At 65.7% G+C, this 22688-nt stretch carries 22 protein-coding genes; 7 read left to right on the top strand and 15 right to left on the bottom strand.

What is annotated here, in order from left to right:
• Window positions 1–20: 20 nt before the first annotated feature.
• Window positions 21–1922: a GspE/PulE family protein gene (locus BMW87_RS28630; RefSeq protein ID WP_093080764.1), complete on the bottom strand. Its 1902-nt coding sequence runs from the start codon at window positions 1920–1922 to the stop codon at window positions 21–23.
• 244 nt (window positions 1923–2166) lie between these two features.
• On the opposite strand from BMW87_RS28630, the gene BMW87_RS28625 reads away from it, so the two are divergent.
• Window positions 2167–2508 carry a hypothetical protein gene (locus tag BMW87_RS28625; RefSeq protein ID WP_093058531.1) on the top strand — a complete coding sequence of 114 codons (342 nt, stop codon included), beginning with the start codon at window positions 2167–2169 and terminating at the stop codon, window positions 2506–2508.
• A gap of 26 nt (window positions 2509–2534) precedes the next feature.
• Here BMW87_RS28625 and BMW87_RS28620 read toward each other — a convergent pair whose 3' ends face one another.
• The 10 genes from BMW87_RS28620 to BMW87_RS28575 all read right to left on the bottom strand — a co-directional run bounded on the left by BMW87_RS28620 (window position 2535) and on the right by BMW87_RS28575 (window position 13409).
• The gene (locus BMW87_RS28620) at window positions 2535–2996 is read right to left on the bottom strand and encodes a GNAT family N-acetyltransferase (protein ID WP_093080889.1); all 462 of its coding nucleotides are present in this window, start codon (window positions 2994–2996) and stop codon (window positions 2535–2537) included.
• Window positions 2997–3047: 51 nt separating this feature from the next.
• Window positions 3048–3995, bottom strand: a complete 948-nt coding sequence (locus BMW87_RS28615; protein WP_093080761.1) for a CobW family GTP-binding protein — start codon at window positions 3993–3995, stop codon at window positions 3048–3050.
• Between the two features lie 7 nt (window positions 3996–4002).
• Window positions 4003–5679 (bottom strand): amidohydrolase, encoded by a 1677-nt coding sequence (locus BMW87_RS28610; RefSeq protein ID WP_093080759.1) that lies wholly within the window; start codon window positions 5677–5679, stop codon window positions 4003–4005.
• Window positions 5676–6713, bottom strand: coding sequence for an ABC transporter ATP-binding protein (locus BMW87_RS28605; RefSeq protein WP_093080756.1), 1038 nt, complete (start codon window positions 6711–6713; stop codon window positions 5676–5678). The genes BMW87_RS28610 and BMW87_RS28605 overlap by 4 nt, the downstream gene beginning before the upstream one ends.
• The gene (locus tag BMW87_RS28600; RefSeq protein WP_093058463.1) at window positions 6710–7756 is read right to left on the bottom strand and encodes an ABC transporter ATP-binding protein; all 1047 of its coding nucleotides are present in this window, start codon (window positions 7754–7756) and stop codon (window positions 6710–6712) included. Before BMW87_RS28600 ends, BMW87_RS28605 begins: the two co-directional genes overlap by 4 nt.
• Window positions 7756–8673 carry an ABC transporter permease gene (locus BMW87_RS28595; protein WP_177192865.1) on the bottom strand — a complete coding sequence of 306 codons (918 nt, stop codon included), beginning with the start codon at window positions 8671–8673 and terminating at the stop codon, window positions 7756–7758. Before BMW87_RS28595 ends, BMW87_RS28600 begins: the two co-directional genes overlap by 1 nt.
• A complete protein-coding gene (locus BMW87_RS28590; protein ID WP_093058462.1) occupies window positions 8670–9647 on the bottom strand; it encodes an ABC transporter permease in 978 nt (325 codons plus the stop codon). Before BMW87_RS28590 ends, BMW87_RS28595 begins: the two co-directional genes overlap by 4 nt.
• A 12-nt stretch (window positions 9648–9659) precedes the next feature.
• On the bottom strand, window positions 9660–11264 hold the full coding sequence (locus tag BMW87_RS28585; RefSeq protein ID WP_093080754.1) for an ABC transporter substrate-binding protein: 1605 nt from the start codon (window positions 11262–11264) through the stop codon (window positions 9660–9662).
• 197 nt (window positions 11265–11461) lie between these two features.
• Complete coding sequence (locus tag BMW87_RS28580) at window positions 11462–12952, bottom strand: NAD(P)/FAD-dependent oxidoreductase (RefSeq protein WP_093080751.1); 1491 nt, start codon at window positions 12950–12952, stop codon at window positions 11462–11464.
• A gap of 61 nt (window positions 12953–13013) precedes the next feature.
• Window positions 13014–13409 (bottom strand): nuclear transport factor 2 family protein, encoded by a 396-nt coding sequence (locus tag BMW87_RS28575; RefSeq protein WP_093080749.1) that lies wholly within the window; start codon window positions 13407–13409, stop codon window positions 13014–13016.
• Between the two features lie 137 nt (window positions 13410–13546).
• Here BMW87_RS28575 and BMW87_RS28570 point away from each other — a divergent pair, with 137 nt between their 5' ends.
• The 4 genes from BMW87_RS28570 to BMW87_RS28555 all read left to right on the top strand — a co-directional run bounded on the left by BMW87_RS28570 (window position 13547) and on the right by BMW87_RS28555 (window position 17966).
• Window positions 13547–15085: a MocR-like pyridoxine biosynthesis transcription factor PdxR gene (locus BMW87_RS28570; protein ID WP_093080746.1), complete on the top strand. Its 1539-nt coding sequence runs from the start codon at window positions 13547–13549 to the stop codon at window positions 15083–15085.
• A gap of 166 nt (window positions 15086–15251) precedes the next feature.
• On the top strand, window positions 15252–16265 hold the full coding sequence (tauA, locus tag BMW87_RS28565; protein WP_093058457.1) for a taurine ABC transporter substrate-binding protein: 1014 nt from the start codon (window positions 15252–15254) through the stop codon (window positions 16263–16265).
• A gap of 26 nt (window positions 16266–16291) precedes the next feature.
• Window positions 16292–17080 (top strand): taurine ABC transporter ATP-binding protein, encoded by a 789-nt coding sequence (locus BMW87_RS28560; RefSeq protein WP_093080744.1) that lies wholly within the window; start codon window positions 16292–16294, stop codon window positions 17078–17080.
• Window positions 17073–17966: an ABC transporter permease subunit gene (locus tag BMW87_RS28555; RefSeq protein ID WP_093080741.1), complete on the top strand. Its 894-nt coding sequence runs from the start codon at window positions 17073–17075 to the stop codon at window positions 17964–17966. Before BMW87_RS28560 ends, BMW87_RS28555 begins: the two co-directional genes overlap by 8 nt.
• Here BMW87_RS28555 and BMW87_RS28550 read toward each other — a convergent pair.
• On the bottom strand, window positions 17884–18897 hold the full coding sequence (locus BMW87_RS28550; RefSeq protein ID WP_093080739.1) for a LysR family transcriptional regulator: 1014 nt from the start codon (window positions 18895–18897) through the stop codon (window positions 17884–17886). The genes BMW87_RS28555 and BMW87_RS28550 overlap by 83 nt on opposite strands.
• Window positions 18898–19045: 148 nt before the next feature.
• On the opposite strand from BMW87_RS28550, the gene arr reads away from it, so the two are divergent.
• A complete protein-coding gene (arr, locus tag BMW87_RS28545) occupies window positions 19046–19441 on the top strand; it encodes an NAD(+)--rifampin ADP-ribosyltransferase (RefSeq protein ID WP_093080736.1) in 396 nt (131 codons plus the stop codon).
• 186 nt (window positions 19442–19627) lie between these two features.
• On the opposite strand, the gene BMW87_RS28540 is transcribed toward arr, so the two are convergent.
• Entirely contained in the window at window positions 19628–20173 is a 546-nt protein-coding gene (locus BMW87_RS28540) for a hypothetical protein (RefSeq protein WP_143062619.1), read from the bottom strand.
• A 411-nt stretch (window positions 20174–20584) separates the two neighbouring features.
• On the opposite strand from BMW87_RS28540, the gene BMW87_RS28535 reads away from it, so the two are divergent.
• A complete protein-coding gene (locus BMW87_RS28535; RefSeq protein WP_093080734.1) occupies window positions 20585–21745 on the top strand; it encodes a serine hydrolase domain-containing protein in 1161 nt (386 codons plus the stop codon).
• Between the two features lie 213 nt (window positions 21746–21958).
• On the opposite strand, the gene BMW87_RS28530 is transcribed toward BMW87_RS28535, so the two are convergent.
• Complete coding sequence (locus BMW87_RS28530; protein ID WP_093080732.1) at window positions 21959–22336, bottom strand: DUF4288 domain-containing protein; 378 nt, start codon at window positions 22334–22336, stop codon at window positions 21959–21961.
• Between the two features lie 99 nt (window positions 22337–22435).
• The gene (locus tag BMW87_RS28525; protein WP_093080730.1) at window positions 22436–22660 is read right to left on the bottom strand and encodes a hypothetical protein; all 225 of its coding nucleotides are present in this window, start codon (window positions 22658–22660) and stop codon (window positions 22436–22438) included.
• Window positions 22661–22688: the final 28 nt, after the last annotated feature.

Genomic DNA, 22688 nt, shown 5'->3' with positions numbered 1-22688 from the left:
CGGGCTCGCCCTTACCGCTCTTACACGTTGCTGGTGGCGCGCACTTCCTCGATGGTGGTGTGCCCGGCCAGCACCTTCTCGATGCCGTCCTGCCGCAGCGTGCGCATGCCTTCCTGCAGGGCCGCCTGCTGAAGCTCTTCCGCGCGTGCGCCGGTCTGCACCAGGCGGCGCAGCGTCTTCGACATGGTCATCAGCTCGTGAATGCCCACGCGCCCCTTGAAGCCGGTGTCGCCGCAATGCTTGCAGCCGGTGCTGGTGTAGGTGTGCAGGTGTCCGTCGCGGCCGTATCGCTGCACCCAGTCGCTTCGCACCGCCTGGCGCTGGGCCGCATCGTGCTGCTGCGCGCCGAAGGCGTGCATGTAGTCGTCCAGAAGTTCGTCGACGATCTCCGGGCTTGCAGGCTTGCTGCTGGTGCATTGCTTGCACAGGCGGCGCACCAGCCGTTGTGCAAGAACGGCCAGCAGAGAGTCTGCGAAGTTGAACGGGTCCATGCCCATGTCGAGCAGTCGGGTCACGGTTTCGGGCGCGCTGTTGGTGTGCAGGGTCGACAGCACGAGGTGGCCGGTCAGTGAGGCCTCGATGGCGGTCTTCGCGGTTTCCTCGTCGCGGATTTCGCCGACCATGATCACGTCCGGGTCGGCGCGCACGAAGGCGCGCAGCGCCTTGGCAAAGGTCCAGTCGATGCGCGGATTGATCTGCACCTGCCGCAGCCCGGCCTGCGTGATTTCGACCGGGTCTTCGGCAGTCCAGATCTTGCGTTCGGGCGTGTTGATGTGCATCAGCGCCGAGTGCAGCGTCGTCGTCTTGCCCGAGCCCGTGGGCCCCACGCACAGCACCATGCCGTAGGGACGCTCGACGGCCTTGGTCAGCTGCGCAAGGTTGTTCGGCGACAGGCCCAGCTCGCTCATGGGAATGGGCTTGGCCGATGCCAGGATGCGCATCACCACGTCTTCGAGCCCGTTGTTGGTGGGAATGGTTGCCACGCGCAGTTCGATGCGGTGCTGCGGCGAGTACTTCGCGAAGTTGATCTTGCCGTCCTGCGGGTTGCGCTTTTCGCTGATGTCCAGGTCGCACATGATCTTCACGCGAGCGACGATGGCGTTGCGGTAGCTCGGCGGAAGCTCCAGGTAGGTGTAGAGCAGGCCGTCGCGGCGAAAGCGGATGCGGGTTTTTTCCTGGCCGGGGTAGCTTTCGATGTGAATGTCCGACGCGCCCTCGCGATGCGCCTCGAGGATCATGCTGTTGATCATGCGCACAAGGGAGTTGTCAGACTGCTCGATAGGCGCGTCGGAAGTGGGTGCGGCGGGGCCTTCTTTCTCCAGCGTCTGCAGCAGTTCGCTGGTGCCGGCCATGTCGAAATCGAGCGGCTGGCTGGGATCGAGGCTGGATGAGAAGACGCCGGGAGCGGAGGCCGTGTGCTCGCCGATCTTTTCGTACACCGCTCGCAGCACGCCGTCGAGGTCGAGGCATTGCCCCACGACCGGCGTGACCTTCATCTGGGCGATGAACTCCACTTCGTCGAGGGCCGAATGCCGGCTGGTCGGGTCGTCGATCGCTACGACGAGGCGCCCTTCGTGCAGCATCAGCGGCATCACCTGCAGGCGGCGCGATACCGCATACGGGAGCTTGCGCAACGCCTCGGCAGCAGCGGGAAACAGATGCAGGTTGACGAGGGGGTAGCCCATCTTGCGCACCAGCGCGGTCTGCAGCTGGCCGCGGCTCACTACGCCCATGCGCACCAGCGTCTCGCCCAACGGCACGGTGGGCTCCAGCTTTTGCTGCGCCAGCCCCGCGCGAAGCTGCTCGTCGGTGATCATGCCCAGCGATGTCAGCGCTTCGCCGATGCGTGCGATCGGCGTGCGGCTCTGGGCTTCGAGCGCGCTCTGCAGCTGCTCGGGCATGACGACTTCGGTGGGGGGCATGGGGCGATCTCCTGTCTGGATTGCGGACAGGCAATCGTAGAGCGTGATCGATGCACTTGCCACCAGCTTGACCCTTGAGTACACAAGTTCTCAATGCTGCAATGAAATGCCCCCAAGGCTTCGCGCACTTCGTGTCGCTTCGCCTGCCCCTCGCCGGGGGCGACACCTTCTCGGCCGTGGTTCGCACCCCGAATCTCCTTTAGTCCTACGCGGATTGCCCGCCATCTGCCCAAACATGGCCGCGATGCGTCAATTGATCCTTGCAACGACCCTGGGGCTGAGCGCGCTCGGCGCTTCCACACAGGCCGAGCCCGTCAAGGTGCCCGTCGACAGCGATGAGAAGGGCTCCGTCTACGTCGCGCCCAACGTCAACCCGACCGAGACATCGGCCACCGTCAAGGGGGGCACGGTCGGCGTGCTGCGGCCCGATGGCAGCGGCACCTACATCGGTACCGACACCTCCATGCCACGGCCTACTTACTCGCTGGGCGGAAGCACCGGCGGCAATCTGTCGCTCTCGGGCGGGTTGTCGTCGGACGGCAAGAACAACAACGGCGTGAAGGCCGGCGTCACCATCAAGTACTGAGTCGGGTACCGAAGGCCCCCACGGGCTCAGACCAGCGTGCCGTACACGATGAACCCATCGTGCGTCGCGACCTTGTCGTAGAGCGTGCGGCCGGCTGTGTTGGTCACGTGCGTCTGCCAGTACACGCGATGCACGCCTGCATCCTTTGCGCGCTCGTACACGCCCTGGATGAGCTGGCGGCCAACGCCACGCCCACGCTCCGACGGCAGCGTGAACAGGTCCTGCAGATAGCAGGTCGGCTCCAGGCGCGTGGTGCTGCGGTGAAAGAGGTAGTGCGTGAGCCCGACCAGTTGGCCATCTCGCTCGGCGACCAGCGCGTGCACCGGCTCGTAGGCATCGAAGAAGCGCTGCCAGGTGGCCTGCGTGATTTCATCGGCGAGCGCGGTCGCACCCTCGCGTCCGTAGAAAGCGTTGTAGCCGTCCCAGAGCGGCTTCCATGCCGCGTAGTCTTGCGGCGTCGGCGGGCGAATCAGGAGGGAGGAGGTCATGGCGTCGGTGGTCTGCACGTTGAAAGACATGCGATTGCAACATGACCCGGCTCAGGGCGCGAAGAACTCCTTCAGCGCTTCTTCAGGCAACTGCCCGCGCAGGCCGACGGCGACAACGCCGGGGCGCGTGTCATCGGCGGGCGGCGCGGCCTTGCGCAAGCTGCCGTGACGGCCGGCGAACTGCACCTCCGACCATTCACCGTCGCCAGTGCGCAGCAAGCCCTTGAGCCGCAAGACACCCGGCGGCACCTCGCGCAGCCAGGCGCGCAGCGTGGCGGCGGGAATCGCGGCTTGGGGCAGCGCGCTCCACGTCTGGAACAACGATCCGTGATCGGGGTTGTCATGACCGTGGTGATCGTGACAGTCATGACCGCAGACATGCGGAGCCACATCCGCATGCGGCAGCCCCGACAGCAGCGCCAGCGGCACCGCCGATTCCGTCGTCTCGATGCATGGCGTGCCCGGCGCCGTCGCACCGACCCACGCTCTGGCCCCAGCGAGCGCCTCGGCGGACGCAAGGTCGGCCTTGTTCACCACCACGAGGTCGGCCGACTTCAGCTGCCGCACCAGCGTGTCCGCCAGCAATGGGTCTGCCGACTGCTGGGCCACCGCACTCGCATCCACCAGCACGATCACGCCTTCGAGGCTCAGCTCCGGCGCGGCCATGCCGATCTGCGCGATGCGCCACGGGTCCGACACGCCGCTGGCCTCGATCACCACCGCGTCGAAGGGCGTCTTCGCCTCGATCACGTCCACCAGCGCCCGCCCCAGGTCGTCGCCGATCTGGCAGCACACGCAGCCGTTGGTCAGCGCGGTGGTGTCGCCGTGCGTGGCGGCGATGAGTCCGGCGTCGATGTTGAGGGCGCCGAAGTCGTTCACCAGCACCGCCATGCGCAGGCCGTTCGCCTCGCGCAGCCAGCGGTTGAGCAGCGTGGTCTTGCCCGCGCCCAGGAAGCCGCCGATGACGGTGAGCGGCAGGCGCTTCTTCTTCGGCGTCATGTGGCCTTCAGCCTCTTTGCGCCTCGAACACGCGGCCCGACAGCACGGTGCCCCACACGCGCGCGTCCTTCAGCGTCATCGGGTCCATCTCCAGCGGATCGTCTTCCAGCACGCAGAAGTCGGCGCGCTTGCCGCATTCGATGCTGCCGATCTCGCCGTCGAGCCTCAGCGTCCACGCCGCACCGAGCGTGATGGCGCGCAGTGCCTGCGGCACGCTGATGCGCTCGGCCTCGCCCAGCAGCCGGCCCTTGGGCGTGATGCGGTTCACGGCGCACCATGCGGTGAAGAGCGGCCCGAGCGGCGTGACGGGCGCATCGGAGTGGATGGCCAGCGGCACGCCCGCCGCCAGCGCGCTGCCGCAGGCGTCGAGCCGGTTCGCGCGGTCGGGGCCCATGGTCATTTCGTAGTGCTGGTCACCCCAGTACCAGATGTGGTTGGCGAAGAGGTTGGCGCACAGGCCCAGCGATGCCATGCGGCGGAACAGCGGCGCGTCGATCATCTGGCCATGCTGCAGCGTGTGGCGGTGGTCGGGGCGCGGGGCGCGCGCGAGCACGCGGCCGATGGCGTCGATGGCCACCTCGCTGGCCTCGTCGCCGTTGGTGTGCGTGTGGATGGTGAGCCCGGCGCGGTGATAGGTCTCGAAGTCGGCCTCGTACTGCGCGGGCGCAGTCACCCAGATGCCGTTGGGCGCGCCGTTGAAATGCCCCGGCCAGCGCAGCCGCGCCGAGAAGCCCTGGATGGAGCCGTCGAGCATCATCTTCACGAGACCGTAGCGCAGGCGGTCGGTGTTGCGCGGCACCAGCGCCTTCACGTGCTCCGCGCCCTGCGCGGCGCCATGCGTGCCGTGGAAGGCCTGGAACGCGGGCAATATGCGCACGCCGAAGCCGTCGTCCTGCGTCACCGTCTCCAGCACGCCGCAGTCTTCAGGCGTGAGCTTGTTGACGAGGTCGGTCGCGGTGGTCACGCCCTGCAGGCAGGCCAGCCGCGCGAAGGAGCGCACGCCCGCTTCGGTCATCGGCGCGAGCAGGCCGGCGTTGCCGATCTTGCGCAGCACAAGAAACATGGCGGCCGGTTCCTGCAGTTCACCGGTGGGCTCGCCTTCGCTGGCTCCGTCCGCGAACTTGACCACGCCTTCGACCTCGTTGTCGCGCGTGATCTCGGCGATGTTCAACATCGCGCTGTTGACGTTCATAAGGTGGCCGTTGGCGTGGCCGATGACGACGGGGCGCGTGCTGCTCGCACGGTCGACGTGCTGCACCGTCATGCGCTCGCCGCCGAAGTAGATGGGATCGAACCCCCAGGCGATGAGCGGCTCGGTGTCGGGTACGCCGTCGGCCGTCATCTTCGCGGCCACTTCGCTCAGGCGCGATACCACTTCGTCCATCGAGCGCAGGCCACTCCACACCTTGCCTTCGGGGTCACGGCGGTCGAACCAGCCGAGGTACGTCCAGTCCCACATGCTGCCTTCCTTCAGGTGGCAGTGGCCTTCGACGAGGCCGGGCATCAGCACCTTGCCGGCAAAGCGCTCGTCGAGCGTGAAGGGGCCCCAGCCCTGAATGTCCGCCAGCGCGCCGACGGCCAGCACACGGCCGTCGCGCACCGCCACGTGAGTGGCGTGCGGCTGCATCGGGTTCATGGTGATGATCTTGCGGGCGGGGTAGACGGTGGTGTTGCTGGTGCTCATGGCGATATGGGAATCGAAAGAGGAGGGCGCGGCAAGCCGTCGACCACGTCGACGCGCCTGCAGCGTACCCAATGATCGGGCGCGACTTCGCGCAGCGGCGGCAGTTCGACCGCGCAGGCCGGCTCCGCCACGGGGCAGCGGCCGGCAAAGCGGCAGCCCTGCGGCGGGTTGATGGGGCTCGGCGGATCTCCGCTGAGCTTGATGCGGTTCGCCGCGCGCCGCCGCCCGCCGCTTACCGTGGGCACGGCCGACATCAGTGCCACGCTGTACGGATGCAGCGGCCGCGCGAAGAAGCTGCGCCGCGGCGCGCGCTCGACGATCTGGCCGAGGTACATCACCGCGATGTCGTCGCAGATGTGCTCCACCACCGCCATGTCGTGCGAGATGAAGAGATAGGTCAGGCCCAGCTCGCGTTGCAGTCGTGCGAGCAGGTTCAGTATTTGCGCGCGAATGGCGATGTCGAGTGCCGACACAGGTTCGTCGCACACCACCAGCTCCGGGTTGGTGGCCAGCGCCCGCGCGATGTTGATGCGTTGGCGCTGCCCGCCCGAGAACTGGTGCGGAAACAGATGCTGCTGCTCAGGCCGCAGGCCCACCGCCTCGAACAGCTCTGCCACGCGGCGCGTGCGTTCTTCCGGCGTGCCCACCCGCATCAGGTCGAGCGGCGCGCGCACCGCTGCGCCAGCCCTCTCGCGCGGATTGAGCGAGGAGAACGGGTCCTGAAAAATGATCTGCATGCGCGTGCGCGCCTGCCGCAATGCTTCGCCCTGCAGCGCGCCCAGGTCGGTGTCGCCGAGCCGCATGCGGCCCGAGGTAACGGGCGACAGCCGCATCACCGCCAGTGCGGTCGTGGTCTTGCCCGAGCCCGATTCGCCGACCACCGCGAGCGTGCTGCCGCGCCGCACCTCGAAAGAGACGCCATCCACCGCCTTCACCACCTCGGGCGTGCGGCCCCAGCCGGCCTTGCCGCGCGGAAAGTGCACCTTCAGGTCATCGACCGAAAGCAGCGTGTCGGTCTTGCCGATGAATGTCATGCGGCCTCTCTTTCGCGTTGGTCGAGCGCTTCGGCATGCAACCAGCAGGCCGCGCCGTGCGGCACGCCAGCGGCCACATTGCCGTGCATCGCGAACATCGGCGGCACTTCGGAGGCGCAGCGTGCCATTGCGCGCGGGCAGCGTTCTCGAAAGGCGCAGCCCGTGCCCAGCTCCCAGATCGAAGGCACCACGCCTGCGATCTCAGCCAGGTCTTCACGCGCATCGTCGTCGTACGCCGCGCTGCTGCCGAGCTCGGGCAGGCAATCGATCAGCCCGCGAGTGTAGGGGTGGCCGGGCTCCGACAGCACCTGCTCGGTTGTGCCTTGTTCGATCACGCGGCCCGCGTACATCACCATCACGCGGTCGGCCATCTCGGCGACCGCGCCCATGTCGTGCGTGATGAGCATGATGGCCGTGCCCTTCTCGCGCTGCAACTCGCGCAGCAGGTCGAAGATCTGCGCCTGTACCGTCACGTCGAGCGCAGTGGTGGGTTCGTCGGCAATCAGGATGTCGGGGCGACAGGCCAGCGCCATCGCGATCATCACGCGCTGGCGCATGCCGCCGGAGAGCTGGTGCGGGTACTCGTCCACGCGCCGCTCGGGCGCAGGAATGCCCACCTGCTGCAGCATCTCGATGGCGCGCTGCCTCGCTGCGCGTGCGTTCATGCCCGCATGCAGCTGAAGCGATTCGCCGATCTGGTCGCCCACGGTGAACACCGGGTTCAGCGATGTCATCGGCTCCTGGAAGATCATCGAGATGCGGTTGCCGCGCACCTCGCGCATGCGTGCATCGGTGGCCTGCACCAGGTCTTCACCCTGGAACAGCACCCGGCCGTCGCGGATGCGGCCCGGCGGCGAGGGTATGAGCCGCAGCAGCGCCAGTGCCGTCATGCTCTTTCCGCAGCCCGACTCGCCGACCACGCACAGTGTTTCGCCGGCGCGGATCTCGAAGTCGACCCCGTTGAGCACCAGCGCCTGGCCTCGGCGGGTTTTGAACTCGACATGCAGGTTCTGCACGCGCAGCAATGCGTCGTCGTTCGTCATCAGCGTTCCCTCAGTTTCGGGTTGAGGGCATCGTTCAGGCCGTCGCCGATCAGGCTCACGGCCAGCACGGTGATAAAGATCGCCGCACCGGGAAAGGCCACGGCCCACCAGCACGAGAGCACGTACTGCCGGCTGGAGCCGATCATCAGCCCCCAGCTCATCTGGTTCGGATCACCCAGCCCGAGGAAGGACAGGCCCGCCTCGAACAAGATGGCTGCGCCGATGGCCAGCGTGGCCGACACCACCAGCGGCGGCAGCGCGTTGGGCAAGATCACTTTCCAGATGATGCGAGCGTCGCGTGCGCCGATGGCACGCTCGGCCCGCACGAACTCAAGCCCGCGAAATTTCATGAACTCGGCACGCGTGAGGCGCGCGGTGCCGGTCCAGCTCACGATGCCGATGGCCAGCGTCACCGTTACCAGCGTGGGCGAGAACAGCGTTACCACCACCATCGCGAACAGCAGCGCGGGCAGCACCTGGAAGAACTCGGTCAGCCTCATCAGCGCGGCATCGACTTTGCCGCCGTAGTAGCCCGCGAAGGCGCCGAGCGTGATGCCAATCAGCACCGACAGCAGCGCGGCCACCGCGCCCACCAGCAGCGTGGCGCGCCCGCCGTAGATCAGCGCGGTGAGAACGTCGCGGCCCAGGTAGTCGCTGCCGAGCCAGGCGTCTTCGCTGAAGGGCGGCGTGAGCGGCGCGGCCTTGATCTCGAACGGATCGGCCGGGTAGACCCATGGCCCGGCAATGGCCACGAGCAGCACGACCAGCAGCATCGCCATGCCGGCGATGGCGGCAGGGTTGCGCAGGAACATGCGCATCGCTTCCACCCCCGGATGCTCGACGCGCACGGCGGGTTTTGCCTGGGCCTTGGAAGATGCGGCAGCAGCAGCGGTAGGCATCGTGATCACCTTGCTCATGAGGCCTTGATCCGTGGATCGATGAAGCGGTAGCACAGGTCGGTGAGCTGGTTCATCACCACCACCACGATGGAAGAGAACAGCAGCACGCCGAGAATGGTCGGGTAGTCGCGCCGCAGCACCGACTCGAAGGCCAGCCGGCCGAGGCCCGGCCAGTTGAACACCGTCTCCACCAGAATGGCGCCGGCCAGCACGTTGCCGAACTGCAGCCCCAGCACCGTGACCACCGGCAGCAGTGCGTTGCGCAGCGCATGCTTGTAGAGCACCACGCGGTCGGCCAGCCCTTTTGCGCGAGCGGTGCGGATGAAGTCGGAGCCCAGCACGTCGAGCATCGACGAGCGCGCAAGCCGGCTGTACTGCGCGAGATACACCAGGCTCAGCGTGAGCGTGGGCAGCACCAGGTGCTGTGCCACGTCGAGCATGTCCGCGAAGCCGCCGGTGCCCGTCGAGTCGATGGAGCGCATGCCCGCGACAGGAAGAATCGGAAACACCGATGCCAGCAGGATCACCAGCATGATCCCCAGCCAGAACACCGGCGCGGCGAAGCCCACCAGCGACAGCACGGTGATGAACTGCGACAGCAACCCGTTCGGCCTGCGCGAAGACAGCACGCCCAGCGCAGTACCCACGAAGAAGGCCAGCAGCACCGAGCTGAGCACCAGCAGCAGCGTGGCCGGCACGCGCTCGGCGATCATGCTCGTCACCGGCAGGTTGAAGAAGTACGAATAGCCCAGGTCGCCCTGCGCCACCTTGCCCAGGTACACGCCCAGTTGCACCGGCAGCGACTTGTCGAGCCCGTACTGCGTGCGCAGCTGCGCCATCAGCTCGGGCGACATGCCGCCGCTGGCGCCGGCAATGGTTTCCACCGGGTCGCCCGGCGCCGCGTGCACCAGCACGAAATTGAGCACCACCACCGCGAGCACCAGGCCCAGGGCCTGGAGCAGTCGCGAGGCGGTGTAGCGAAGCGTGCCCATGTCGTGCCCGCCTTACTTGAGGTACACCTCGTCGAGCGGCGACAGCGGCCCCCAGATGGTGGTCGGCACGTTGCCCACCTTCTTGCTGGTGATGGTGTGGTACGGCACCTGGTTGATGAACTCGATGGGCAGCTCGTCGGTCACGATCTTCTGGAAGGTTGCGTAGTAGGCCTTGCGCTGCGTCGGGTCGATCAGGCCGCCTGCGGTGTTGAGCAGTTCGTCGACCTTCGGGTTGGCGTACGACTGCGTGTTGGTCCACACGATGGGCTTGATGTTGGTCGACAGGTAGGTGCGGTGCACGCCGATGATCGGGTCGCCCCAGTTGAACACCGCGTCCATCGACATGTCGAAGTCGTGCGAGGCCAGGCGCTTGGCCCAGGCCGGGAAGTCGGCCGAGGCGCGCACCTCCACCGTGATGCCCACTTTCTTGAGCTGGCCGCGGATGTACTCGGCCACGTTCTTCTGCTGGTCGTCGCCGCCGGGCAGGTAGTCGATGGTGAGCTTGAAGCGCTCGCCGCCTGCGCCTGCCTTGTAGCCCGCGGCGTCGAGCATTTCGCCGGCCTTCTTCAGGTCGAGCGGGTAGCGCACGAGGTCGGGCACGGCAAAGGGGCTGCTGGCCACCAGCGGGCCGTCGGACACGGTGGCAAAGCCGCCCATCAGCGCCTTGGTGATGAAGTTCTTGTCGATGGACGTGGCGATGGCCTTGCGCACCTGCACGTCCGACAGCGGCTTCTTCGCAGTGTTGAAGGCCAGCCAGTTGAGCGGGCCGATGCCGTCGTAGCCCTTGGGCGTGAGCGACACCCTGGGGTCGTTCGCGAAGCGCTTCAGGTCGGTGGGCAGCGTGGCGAAGGGCAGCATCTGGATGTCGCCGCGCTCCAGCCCGAGCACCAGGCTCGCCATGTCGGGCGTGACGTTGACGATGATCTTGTCGAGGTAAGGCTTGCCGGGCAGGAAGAACTTGTCGAAGCGCTCCAGCACGATGCGCTGCGCTGGCTTGAACTCGGTCACGCGGAAGGGGCCCGAGCCGATCACGTCGGTGGTGTTGCGCGGGTGGTTCTTCAGGTCTTGCCCGTCGCCGTAGATGTGCTTGGGAAGAATGGGGCACAGCGCCGGCGACATTGCCAGCACGATGGCCGGGTGCGGCACGCTCATGCGGATGATGGCCGTGTACGCATCGGGCGTTTCCACCTTCTCGACCGGGCCGAGCATGGTGGTGAACGGATGGTTGGCCTTGATGGCCATGATGGAGAAGGCCACGTCGGCCGAGGTGACGGGCTTGCCGTCATGGAACACGGCATCTTTGCGCAGCTTGAGCGTGAGCGACTTGCCGTCGTCGGCCAGCTTCCACGACTCTGCAAGGTAGGGCTGCGGATTCCATTTGTCGTCGAAGCGCAGCGGGCTCGCAAAGATCTGCGTCGAGGGCAGGGCGGTGGCAATGCCCGACTGCACCGCGCCGTTCAGGTGCCGGGGCGTCTGCGTGCTGCCGATGACCAGCGTGCCGCCGCGCTTGGGCTCGTCGGCCGCGGAGGCGGGCAGCGGAAGCAGGGTGCTCGCGGCCAGGAGCGCGGCGGAAAGCAGTGTGGTGCGGCGCGTGAAAGGAGAAAGCGGGAGCTGCATGACAAGACCTCGGAGAGTTCGACACAGGCAATCGGATTCGGCCAACGCCAACGCGAAGACCTTGTGTCGAAGATAGGCGCTTGGTACACACCGGCGAAGAGCCAACGCGGCACGACTCACAGGGCCAGAAGGGGCGGGTTTGCCCCGTTGTGCAGCAGGGCGTGCGCCACTTCGGTGAATGCGCGCAGGCGGTGCGCCTACTTCTCGTCGCGCAGCCAGTACCACTTGTAGAGCATGCGCTGGCCGATGCGCCGGAACGGCGCGAACGCGCGCGACTCGACCACCCCCAGCACGTTGGGAAAGGGCAGCGGCGAGCGGTAGATGGGCAGCTCGAACACGTCCTTGCCCGAGTCCTTGCCCGCCACGCGCTCGGCCAGCCGCTTGCCCGCCCAGGTCGAGAACGACACGCCGTTGCCGCCGTAGCCCACCGCGTACCAGATCTTCTTGCCGGCATCGGGCTGCGTGATGCGCGGCATCATGTCGTGGCTCATGTCGACCCAGCCCCACCACGAGTAGTCGATGTGGATGCCCGCCAGCGGCGGGAACTTGCGCGCGATGGCGTCGGTGAGCAGCTTCAGGTGCACCGGGCCTTCGGCGTCGGCGCCGCTCACGGCGCTGCGGCTGCCGATCTGCAGCCGGTTGCCCTTGAGCAGCCGGTAGTAGAAGCGCAGCGTGCGCGTGTCGGTCAGGAAGGTCTGCGACTTGAAGTTGGTGGCTTGCAACTCGGCATCGGTGAGCGGGCGCGTGACCACCGAGTTCGACAGGATCGGCATGATCCGGTTCTTCAGCAGCGGGTTGAGCGCCTGCCCCGTGTAGCCGCCGGTGCACACCGCCACGCGGCGCGCGCGCACCACGCCGGCGGGCGTCTGCAGGTGGTGCACGCCGTCGATGGTCTGCCAGCCTTGCACGGGGCTGGATGTGTGCACCGTCACGCCCAGCGCGCGGGCGCGCCGCATCAGGCCGAAGGTGAACTTCAGCGGGTGGATGCCCACGCCCTCGGCCTCGTACATCGCGCCGACGGTCTCGCGCTCGTCGCAGTAGTCGTGGCGCACTTCCTCGGCGCTCATCATGCGGGTGGCGTAGCCGAACTTCTCGCGCATGAGCCGTGCCTCGGCGTCGAGGCCGGCGAGCTTTTCGGGGCGGTGTGCGAGGTAGAGGTGGCCGCCGTCGTAGGCGTCGCAGTCGATCTGCGTGGTGAGGTGGCGAAAGTTCTCGAAGCCGCTGCGGATCTCGGCGTCGAGCCGCTTGGCGGTGTCGAGGCCCCAGCGTTCGATCCACTGCGAACGCTTGAGCCGGCCGCTCGCGTTCTGGCCCTGGCCGCCGCTGCGACTGGAGCAACCCCATGCGGCCTGGTTGGCTTCGAGCACGGTGGCGCGGATGCCGTGCTCCTGCGCGAGGTAGAGCGCGGTCGACATGCCGGTGGCGCCCGAGCCGATGATGGCCACGTCTACATCGATGTCGCGCAGCAGCGGGCCGTCGTCTTCCGGCGGCTCGCCGGCGCTGGCCACCCACCAGGTGGGTGCGTAGGCGCGGCCGGCGCCGGGGTCGGGCGCGCGCAGCGGGTCGTACTGCGGGTCGTAGGGGCGGAAGGGGGCCTGCGGCGGCTGCTGCTCGAACGCTGCGGCGTCGATGGCCGCGCTGGCGGTGGCCGTGGCGGAGGCGAACTGCACGGTGCCTGTCATGGTCATGAAGGGCTCCAGGAGAAGGGGAAGAAGAGGGCCGGAAAGAAGTGGGCCGAGGCGTGCTTGCCTACTTCGCGGCGGGCAGGTTCGGGCGTGCCTTGCGGAACACGTTCTTCAGGTGGATCTTTCCGCCCTTGAAGGTGAAGACGTCGATGCCGTCGGTCTCGATGCGGCTGCCGTCGGCGGCGGTGCCGGTGAAGGTCCATTGCGAGGTGCCGAAGTCTCCATGCACGAAGTGCAGGCCGTTGATCCATTGCGCGTCGGGCACGGCCTGCCATGCTGCGGCAAAGGCCTTGCGCACCGCCTCGGTGCCAACGTGGCGGGTGCCGCAGGCGTCGGGGCCGGCGGCGGTCTGGAAGATGCAGTCGGCCGTCATGAAGCTCATGAGGGCGTCGATGTCGTGGCGGTTCCAGGCGTCGCTGAAGGCGGCAAGGGTGTCGGTGGTCACTGAAGTGGAAGGCATTGCGGTCACGCGGGAACTCCGGAAATTGATGCGGCAAGAGTAGGCAGCCGCCTGCCGGCGCGATAGGGCCAGTTGGGAGGATTCGACCGAGCCAGAGCACCACGAACCGCGTGCACTGCCCTAAACTGCGGCGCACCATGCCCCCGAATCCGCGAGCCACCCAGTGGGCGCAGCTCTTCGCGCTGCCCGATCAACCGGCGCTGCCGCTGCAGGCTCGTTTGCGCGCCGCCGTGGTGCAGGCCATTCTTGAAGAGCACCTGGCGCCCGGCGCGCCGCTGCCTTCGTCGCGCGAGCTTGCGGCGTTGCTGGGGCTGAGCCGCAATACCGTTACCTCGGCGTACCTGCAGCTCATTGACGAAGGCTTTCTGGAAGCGCGTCCGCGCAGCGGGGTGTTCGTGGCGCACGATGCCCGTCCGCTGTCAGCCGTGCATGCCGAGCCGCTGGTCGGGCGCAGCGGGCAGGCGAGCCAGCCGCCCGACTGGTCGGGTCGCGTGCTGCGCTCGCTGGTCGACAAGCCAACGCTGTCGAAGCCCGACCGGTGGCGCGACTATCCGTACCCTTTTGTCTACGGCAACTACGACCCGCAGCTCTTTCCCACTGAAGACTTCCGCGAGTGCTGCGCGCGCAGCCTGGCGCGCTCGCAGCTGCCGCACTGGACGCCCGACTTCGAAACCGACGACGTGCCCGACCTGATCGAGCAGATCCGCACGCGCCTCTTGCCCAAGCGCGGCGTGTTCGCGCTCAAGGAAGAAATCCTCGTGACCATGGGCGCGCAGCATGCCTACTACCTGCTGGCCGAGGCGCTGTTCGACGAGCAGACGCGCGTGGGGCTGGAAGAGCCGGGGCATCCGCATGCACGCAACAGCTTCTCGCTGCGGCAGCCCAAGTGGGTGGAGGTGGATGTCGATGAAGACGGGCTGGTGGTCGATGCGCTACCGGCGGCGGACTACCTGTTCGTTACGCCTTCGCACCAGAGCCCCACGACCGCGACGCTGAGCCTCGAACGGCGCCAGTGGCTGCTGCGCAAGGCCGAGTTGCAGGACTTCGTGATCATCGAGGACGACTACGAGGCCGAGAACCTGTACGAAGGCACGCCCATGCCCGCACTCAAGAGCCTGGACAAGACGGGGCGGGTGATCTACGTGGGGTCGGTGTCGAAGAGCCTGTCGCCTGCCTTGCGGCTGGGCTTTATCGTGGCGCCGCGTGCGCTCATCAAGGAGCTGCGCGTGATCCGGCATGCGATGGTGCGGCACCCGAGTGCCTTCCTTCAGCATGCGTATGCGCTGTTTCTCTCGCTGGGGCACCACGAGTCGCATGCGCGGCGGGTGAACCACGCGATGCAGGAGCGGCTTGCCCTGGCTGCCCAGGCGCTGCGAGACCATCTGCCCGATTTCGAGTTCCGGCTGCCTTCTGGCGGGGCTTCGATATGGGTGCAGGCGCCGACGTGGGTGGATGCCACGGAGCTGTCGCTGATGGCGCGCAACCATGGGGTGCTGATCGAGGCGGGCGATGTGTTCTTTGCCAAGCCGCCGTATCCGTGTCCCTTCTTCCGGCTGCGCCTGTCTTCCATTGCGGCCTCGCAGATTCCGGCGGGGATCCGGGCCCTGGGAATAGCGGTGGAAGAACTGGCTTTGGCGCGCGGTGAGAAGCGGCCGGCGGGCGGCCGGACCCACTGACCGGCTGAAGAGTTCGGGGGAGGCAACGCCCCGTCTGAGTGCCATGTGCACCAGAACAAGGGTATTCACCCATCGGCTGGCTCCATGCCCGCCCCGGTGCTGGTACTTCCTGGCTGGAGGCGATGCGTGCAAAGTCGCTGCGAGATTCACCTACTGGAGAAACCCGATGACCATGTCCCGCCGTCTCCCCCTGCAACTCGCCGTGCTGGCCACCACGCTGGCAGCCTTGTGCGGCACCGCTTCCGCACAGCAGGCCAAGGAACTCACCTTCGCCCACCAGGACATGCTGGTTCCACTGCGCCTCGTCATGGAGTCCGGCGAGGTCGAGAAGGCCACGGGCTACAAGATCAACTGGCGCATGTTCGCGGGCGGCGGCGACGTGATCCGCGCGATGGCTTCAGGCGACGTGCAGATGGGTGAAACCGGCTCCAGCCCGCTGACGGCCGCGGCCAGCCAGGGGCAGGACATCAAGCTGTTCTGGATCTCCGCCGATATCGCGAATGCGGAAGCGCTCATCGCGCGCAATGCATCGGGCATCAACAGCATGAAGGACCTGGCCGGCAAGAAAGTGGCCACGCCCTTCGTGTCGACCGCGCACTACCAGCTCATGGCCGGCATGAAGATGGACGGCGTCGACCCCAAGAGCGTGAATGTGATGAACATGCGCCCGCCGGAGATCGCGGCCGCATGGGAGCGCGGCGACATCGACGCCACTTTCATCTGGGACCCGGTGCTCTCGAAGATCAAGGCCAGCGGCAAGACCATCGCCACCTCGGGCAGCATCGGCAAGCGCGGCGCTCCCACCTTCGAGGGCATCGTGGTCAACGCCAAGTGGGCGGCCGCCAACGAGCCCTTCATGATCGCCTTCGTGAAGGCACTCAACCGCGCGAACGAGGAATACAAGGCAACGGGCAAGAGCTGGACGCCCGACTCGCCGCAGACCAAGGCCATGGCCAAGTGGACCAAGGCCGATCCGAAGGACGTTGGTGCGGCCATGGCGCTGTACACCTTCCCGACGATGGCCGAGCAGGTTTCGCCGACGTGGCTGGGCGGTGGTGCTGCCAAGGCGATGGCTAACACGGCGGCCTTCCTGAAGGAACAGGGGCGGGTGCAGGAGGTGAAGCCTGACTACGGCGCGTTCGTGACCACTACTTATGTCGAGAAGGCAATGGGCAAGTAGCAACGAACGGAAAGCGGAGATCTGAAATGCCCACGCTAGACATCCGAGACCTGACGATCAACTACGCGGTAAAGGGCGGCACGCTGCAGGCGCTGGCCCCCGTCAACCTCACGATGCACGACGGCGACTTCGTCGTAGCGCTAGGCGCCTCGGGCTGCGGCAAGACCACGCTGCTCAACAGCATCGCCGGCTTCCTGCCGCCATCGACCGGCGAGATCCTGTTGGACGGAAAGCCGGTAGTCGGCCCCGGCGCTGATCGCGGCGTGGTGTTCCAGAAGCACGCGCTGATGCCTTGGCTCAACGTGCGCGACAACGTGGCGCTGGGCCTGCGGCTGGCCGGCGTGGGCAAGGCCGAGCGCGACCGCATCGCTGAAGAAAAGCTGGGCCTCGTCGGCCTGCAGAAATACGCCGACCGCGCGGTGTATGAGTTGTCTGGCGGCATGCAGCAGCGCGTTGGCATTGCGCGCGCACTCGCGAGCGACCCGGCCGTGCTGCTCATGGACGAACCCATGGGCGCGCTCGATGCTTTCACGCGCGAACAGGTGCAAGAGATTCTTCTGCAAGCCTGGTCCAAGTCGAACAAGATGGTGTTCTTCATCACCCACTCGGTGGAAGAGGCGCTGTTCCTCGCCACCCGGCTGATCGTGATGAGCCCGAGCCCCGGGCGCATATCGCACGTCTACGACGACGTGCCGTTCTCGCGCCAGTACCTCTCGCACGGCGATTCGCGCAAGGTGAAATCGGAGCCCGAATTCATCCGCATGCGTGAAGAAGTGCTGTCGATCATTCATCATCGCGAGGTTGCCCATGTCTGAGGTGTCGATCGCATCCCCCGTCGCCATGACGCCACCGCCTTCCAAGCCCGCCACCCCGCCAGTGCTGTCTGCACCCGCAGCAGGCGCCAAGCTCAAGACCAGCGCCTTCAAGGTGCCGGGCGAGGGCTCGAGCGTGGCCATCAGCATCGTCACCGTTGTGGCGCTGGTGGCGCTGTGGTTCATCGTCACCAACATGGGCTGGGTCAAGCCTTTGTTCCTGCCCACGCCGCAGGCGGTGTTCCAGCAGTTCTACGAATACCTCACCGGCCAGGCCAACGACAAGCCGCTGTGGCAGCACTTCCTGGCGAGCATGTTCCGGGTGTTCTCGGCCTTCTTCCTGGCCTGCGTCACCGCCATTCCAGTGGGCATTGCGATGGGCATGAGCCGCTTCTGGCGCGGCATCTTCGATCCGCCTCTGGAGTTCTACCGGCCGCTGCCGCCGCTGGCATACCTGCCACTCATCATCATCTGGTTTGGCATTGACGAGTTGCCGAAGGTGCTGCTGATCTTTTTGAGCTGCTTCGCGCCGCTGGCATTGGCCGCGCGCTCTGGCATGCGCAGTGCCTCACAGGAGCAGATCAACGCCGCGTACTCGATGGGCGCGAGCTACATGCAGGTGATCCGCCACGTGATATTGCCGTCGGCACTGCCCGACATCCTTGTGGGCATGCGCATCGCCATCGGCTTCGGCTGGACCACGCTGGTGGCCGCCGAGATGGTGGCGGCCAACATGGGGCTGGGTCAGATGGTGCTGAACGCGTCGAACTTCCTGCGCACCGACATCGTCATCATGGGCATCATCGTCATCGGGGTGGTTGCTTATCTGTTCGACCTGCTGATGCGGTGGCTCGAGCGACGTCTGGTGCCCTGGAAAGGGCGCATGTAGTCGGTGCCATGTGCACGGGCTGCTGTGGCGGCAGCGCCGGGCCTTCGGCCAGCGCGCCCATCGATTGCTCCAGGAAGTCGAGCATCGCGCGCATCGCGGCGCTGTTGTGGCGGCGCTGCGAATACGCGGCATACAGCCAGTGCTCGCGCGGCATGTGCTCGCGCAGCACCGGCACCAGCGCCCCGCGCTCCAGGTGCGACTGCGCCAGCGGCTCGGGCACATAGGCCACGCCCACGCCACGCAGAGCCAGCTCGATCAGCGCCACGGCGTCGTTGGCTTCCATGCGGCTGTGCACCGGCACGTCGTACGGCTTGCCGCCGGTCTCGAAGGGCAGGTGGGTGGTCGGCTTCGCCGAGAAGCTCAGCACATCGTGCCGGCCCAGGTCTTCGGGCGTCTGCGGCATGCCGCGCTGGGCCCAGTAGGCCGGCGTGGCGCAGACCACCATGTCGAACTGCACCAGCCGGCGCACGATCAGGTTCATGTCGTCGATGCGCCCGCCCGTCAGGTGGATGTCGATGCCTTCCTCGATCAGGTCGAGGTTGTCGTTGGTGAACACCAGGCTCACGTACACGTCGGGGTAGAGCTTGATGAACCCGGCGATCACGTCAGAGAGCCAGCCGGCGATAAGTCCGTGCGGCGCGCTCATGCGTAGCCGACCGCGCGGATGCGAGCCGTGGGCCTGCAGGTCGTTCAGGGTGTTCTCGGCCATCGTCACCAGTTGCGTGCTGCGGTCGAGCAGCACCTGGCCGGCGTCGGTCAGGCTCAGGGAGCGGGTGGAGCGGTTCAGCAGGCGCACGCCGCTGCGGGTTTCGAGCTCCGCCACATAGCGGCTCACCGTGGCTTTCGACATGCCCAGCGAGATCGCCGCGCGGGAGAAGCTGCGCCGGAACGCGACTTCACGGAATGTTTTGATGAGATCGAGGCCGTCCATGGTGGAGGCATTGTTCCAGCATCGAGGATGAGGCCGTGGGGTGTAGGGGCATACCCAGGCCTGGATCGGACTTCACGCGAGACGGCTTCCGTGACGATCGACACGAGTAGACTCCGCGGCTTTTCCTTTCTGCAGAGGAGCGAGCTGCATGGCTATCTTGGACGCCGGCCCCTACTTCCACGGTACGCGGGCGGACCTTCAGGTGGGCGATCTGCTCACGGCCGGCTTTCGGTCAAACTACGACGGCCGCGTCGTCATGAACCACATCTACTTCACCGCCTGGCCCAAGGGCGCCGGGCTGGCTGCCGAAATGGCGAGGGGCGACGGCCGTGGCCGCGTCTACATCGTCGAGCCCACGGGCGCCTACGAGGACGATCCCAACGTCACCGACAAGAAGTTTCCGGGCAATCCCACACGCTCGTACCGCAGCCGGGAGCCGCTTCGGATCGTCGGCGAACTGGAGACCTGGGAACTCTTCGATCCGGAGTACATCCGGCAGCTCAGGGAGCGCGTACGCGTTGGCATGGGAGAGATCATCAACTGAATCCCGCCTGCCGTGCCGCGCCGGGTAGCGAACGGAAATGGACTGGCTTGTTGACCGTCTTGGGCCTCTCGGCGCCACTGCTGTGCGGCTGAATTCGGTCAGAAGCGCTCCCTCGCGGCCGACGTTCGAAGCTGAGGCAGGCAGCCCAGCCGCAACGAGTTCAACCCACAGGTCTACGGCAGTTGGTCATTTTGGATCGATGACATCAAACTCGAACTGCACCGGAGCGGAGTCTTCGACGTAGGCGCTGATCAGGTAGTGGCCGGCAGGATCGCCATCGGCCACGTCCCAAGACTTCGAAATGGTGCCGTCGTAGATGGTCAGGGTCACGTCCAGCGAAATAGTCTTGCGATCCGCCGACGTACCGTAAGGCTGGCCACCGCTGCCCCACGTCTTCGGGGTTTCCGGCAATGTCACGCGTTCGAGAACGCGGACCTTGCCAGATTTCCGGTTGAGTTTCAGGATCCAACCGTAGTTTTGGTTGATCGCCCGTGGCACGGTGTTCGAAACCTTGAAGTCCAGCACGTCGTTGTTGGGCGCGAGCTTGAAGAGCCCAAAGACCGCATCGAGCGGGCACGCTCCATTCGCTGTCGGGGCGACGGCGCAAGCTTTGAACACGGCGTCATTGGATTCAGCAATGAACCCATGCGATGCGGCGCCCGTTGTTTGAGCGCCAATGTGGGTGCATGCGACCGCGGCGAAAAGAACAGGAAGGTGGCGTGAATATTTCATGGCAGATGAGGCTCGGCAAGCGACTGTCAAACGATCAAACCTTGCATGTCTTGTGGCATAGGTTGAGCGAGGAGCGAGCTCGACCTTCGATGCGAGATGCGCCCGCCATGCTCTCCCGGCAAAACGCAGCAGCAGGATTGCCAGCGAGACCTACTGGAATGTAAGGCTCAAGGGTCGGCTCCCGTCAACCAGGCGTACCCGGCGGAATCCTAAGCATCCGCTTTCGAGAACGTCGCTGGGCCCTTTGCGCAGACTTCCCGTGCGGCCACAAGCGGCCAATCGCGAATGGCTGCTTCGGCGATGCTCTATCCTCATTCAAAAGGTGTGGGATCGCTAACTCGGAGGAGTAGGCGATTGACGCGCGCAGCCTTCGCCGCATAACATCAATACACCTTCCGCCGTAGACGTGGCATGAAACGCCGTGAGTTCGTTCTTGTTGGCACTGCGCTCGCCTCACTCGGCGGGTCAGCGTGCACCCATTCGATCGGAGGCTTCGCCGCAAAAACTTCGCGAGAAGATGACTGGAACATCGCCGCGGGCGACGACGGCAAGCTCGTTGACACCACCGCACTCAGCAAGATGGCCGATCGGCTTGCGGCTTCGGGCTCGAACATTCACTCGGTTCTTGTCGTGCATCGCGGCAGGCTCGTTTTCGAGCGCTACCTCCAAGGCAGCGATCAGGTGCCGACCAGCTTTTTCGGCAGCCGTGTGGAGAACGTCGTCTTCAACGCCGGCATGCGCCATGCAATGAAGTCAGCGACGAAGAGCGTCGCGTCGCTCGCCGTCGGCATCGCGATCGACCGGGGGCTGATCCATGGCGTCGACGAGCCGATCCTTGGCTTCTTCCCCGAACTCGCAGACCTGCGAACGCCAGAATCGGATCGCCTGTTGCTGCGGCACGCGCTCGGCATGACGCTCGGTCTCGAATGGATCGAGTCAACGCCCGCGACCGGCGATCTCGCGAACGACGAAACGCGCATGTATTTTTCGGGCGATCCGTGCCGCTACGTGCTCACGCGCCGAACTGTCGCGGCGGCTGGGCAGCAGTTCTTCTACAGTACCGGCGCGCTGGCGCTTATATCAGCGATCCTGCATCGGGCCACCGGCAGACCGCTCGACGAGTTCGCGCGAACGAGCCTGCTGGAGCCCCTGGGCATCTCCGGCGAAGAATGGAGCCGAATGGGCAGAGACAGCGACGCCGGCGGAGGCCTTCGCATGCGTCCACGGGACATGGCGAAGATCGGACAGCTCGTGCTGGCGGGCGGTCGCTGGGATGGACGCCAGATCGTGTCGAAGGGCTGGATCGAAGCTTCCACCGCGTCGCTCATCCAGGCAACGGACGACCAGGACTACGGCTACCTTTGGTGGAGCGGCCATGCCAGAGCGCACCGACGAATAGTCCGCTGGATCGGTGCGCTCGGTCGAGGCGGGCAATCGATCCGCATCGTGCCCGAGCTCGATCTCGTCGTTGCCGTGACGGCAGGCTACTACCAGGACTACAGCCCGCAGGCATTCAAGTTGCAGTACGGCGTGTTCAACGATGTGCTGCAGGCTATCTCACCGTCCCTGTGACTCGGATACCGTGACTGGCGTCCATGCTGTCAGCGCTTAATCGAACCGCGAAACACCGGGCGATCTTCGCGAAACGCCTATTACGGTGACTGGCCGCTTGGCGATGGCCCACGTTGCACTCGCTACATCCGCTTGGGGCCCGAAGGAGGCATAGGTTTATCCCGCAAGCGGACCTCCAGTTCAGCTTCGCCGCCCCTGCAGCAGGGCTTGCGGCTACTGCCGGAAAGAGCCCTTCGGCCTAACCATTTGCTTGAGATTCTTGAGCTTTCGAGGGGCGCGCTCGGTCCATAAGATTTCCGCCCCGTCTCCCAGCTTCTCGTAGATTGGGAGGACATCGGTGATACCCACCAACTTCCATTGAACAGGTACGCCTTCCGGACCACCCTTGTATGGCTTCGCATTCGCGCGAGCAACCGTCATGCCCTTTTTATAGGCATCGTCAAGGGTTCGCGCACGCACAAGAATTGTGTTCTCCCACGACATGAATCGAGCTTCATCATCGTCCTTTCTGTCGTCATTCAACTCCACGAAGCGCAGCAGGTACGAAACCGCATACCAGCCCACCGGTGAAAGATTCTTGTCGTATGTCATGCAAAGATTGTCTCGCCAGTGGCTCGGAGCTAGTAGAGCGACAGCTGCTCAACCGAAACTCTGAACGACTGGTTCTGATCGGCTGGCGTCATTTTTGATTCACTCGCACGAGTGCAAGAGCTTGCTCAGAATCCCCCGCTCTTCATCGCTGAAAAAGTCCTTCAGGTCCTCGAAGTCGCCTTCAATGAAATGCTTCTGCATGTTTCTAAGACTTGCTCTCAGCAGGAGGAGTAGCCCTTTAGCGTCGTAGTCATATCCTGGACCGCTGAAGCCTACCCAGTCCTCTACAAAGTTCAGCAACTCATCGCTGGTTTCGAAGTGCATATTTCTCCCGAATGACTGGTTGTGGGCT

Origin of the sequence: Variovorax sp. OV084, from assembly GCF_900111625.1 — a bacterium.
Taxonomy (GTDB): Bacteria; Pseudomonadota; Gammaproteobacteria; order Burkholderiales; family Burkholderiaceae_C; genus Variovorax.
This window is presented reverse-complemented; position numbering and strand designations above follow the sequence as displayed.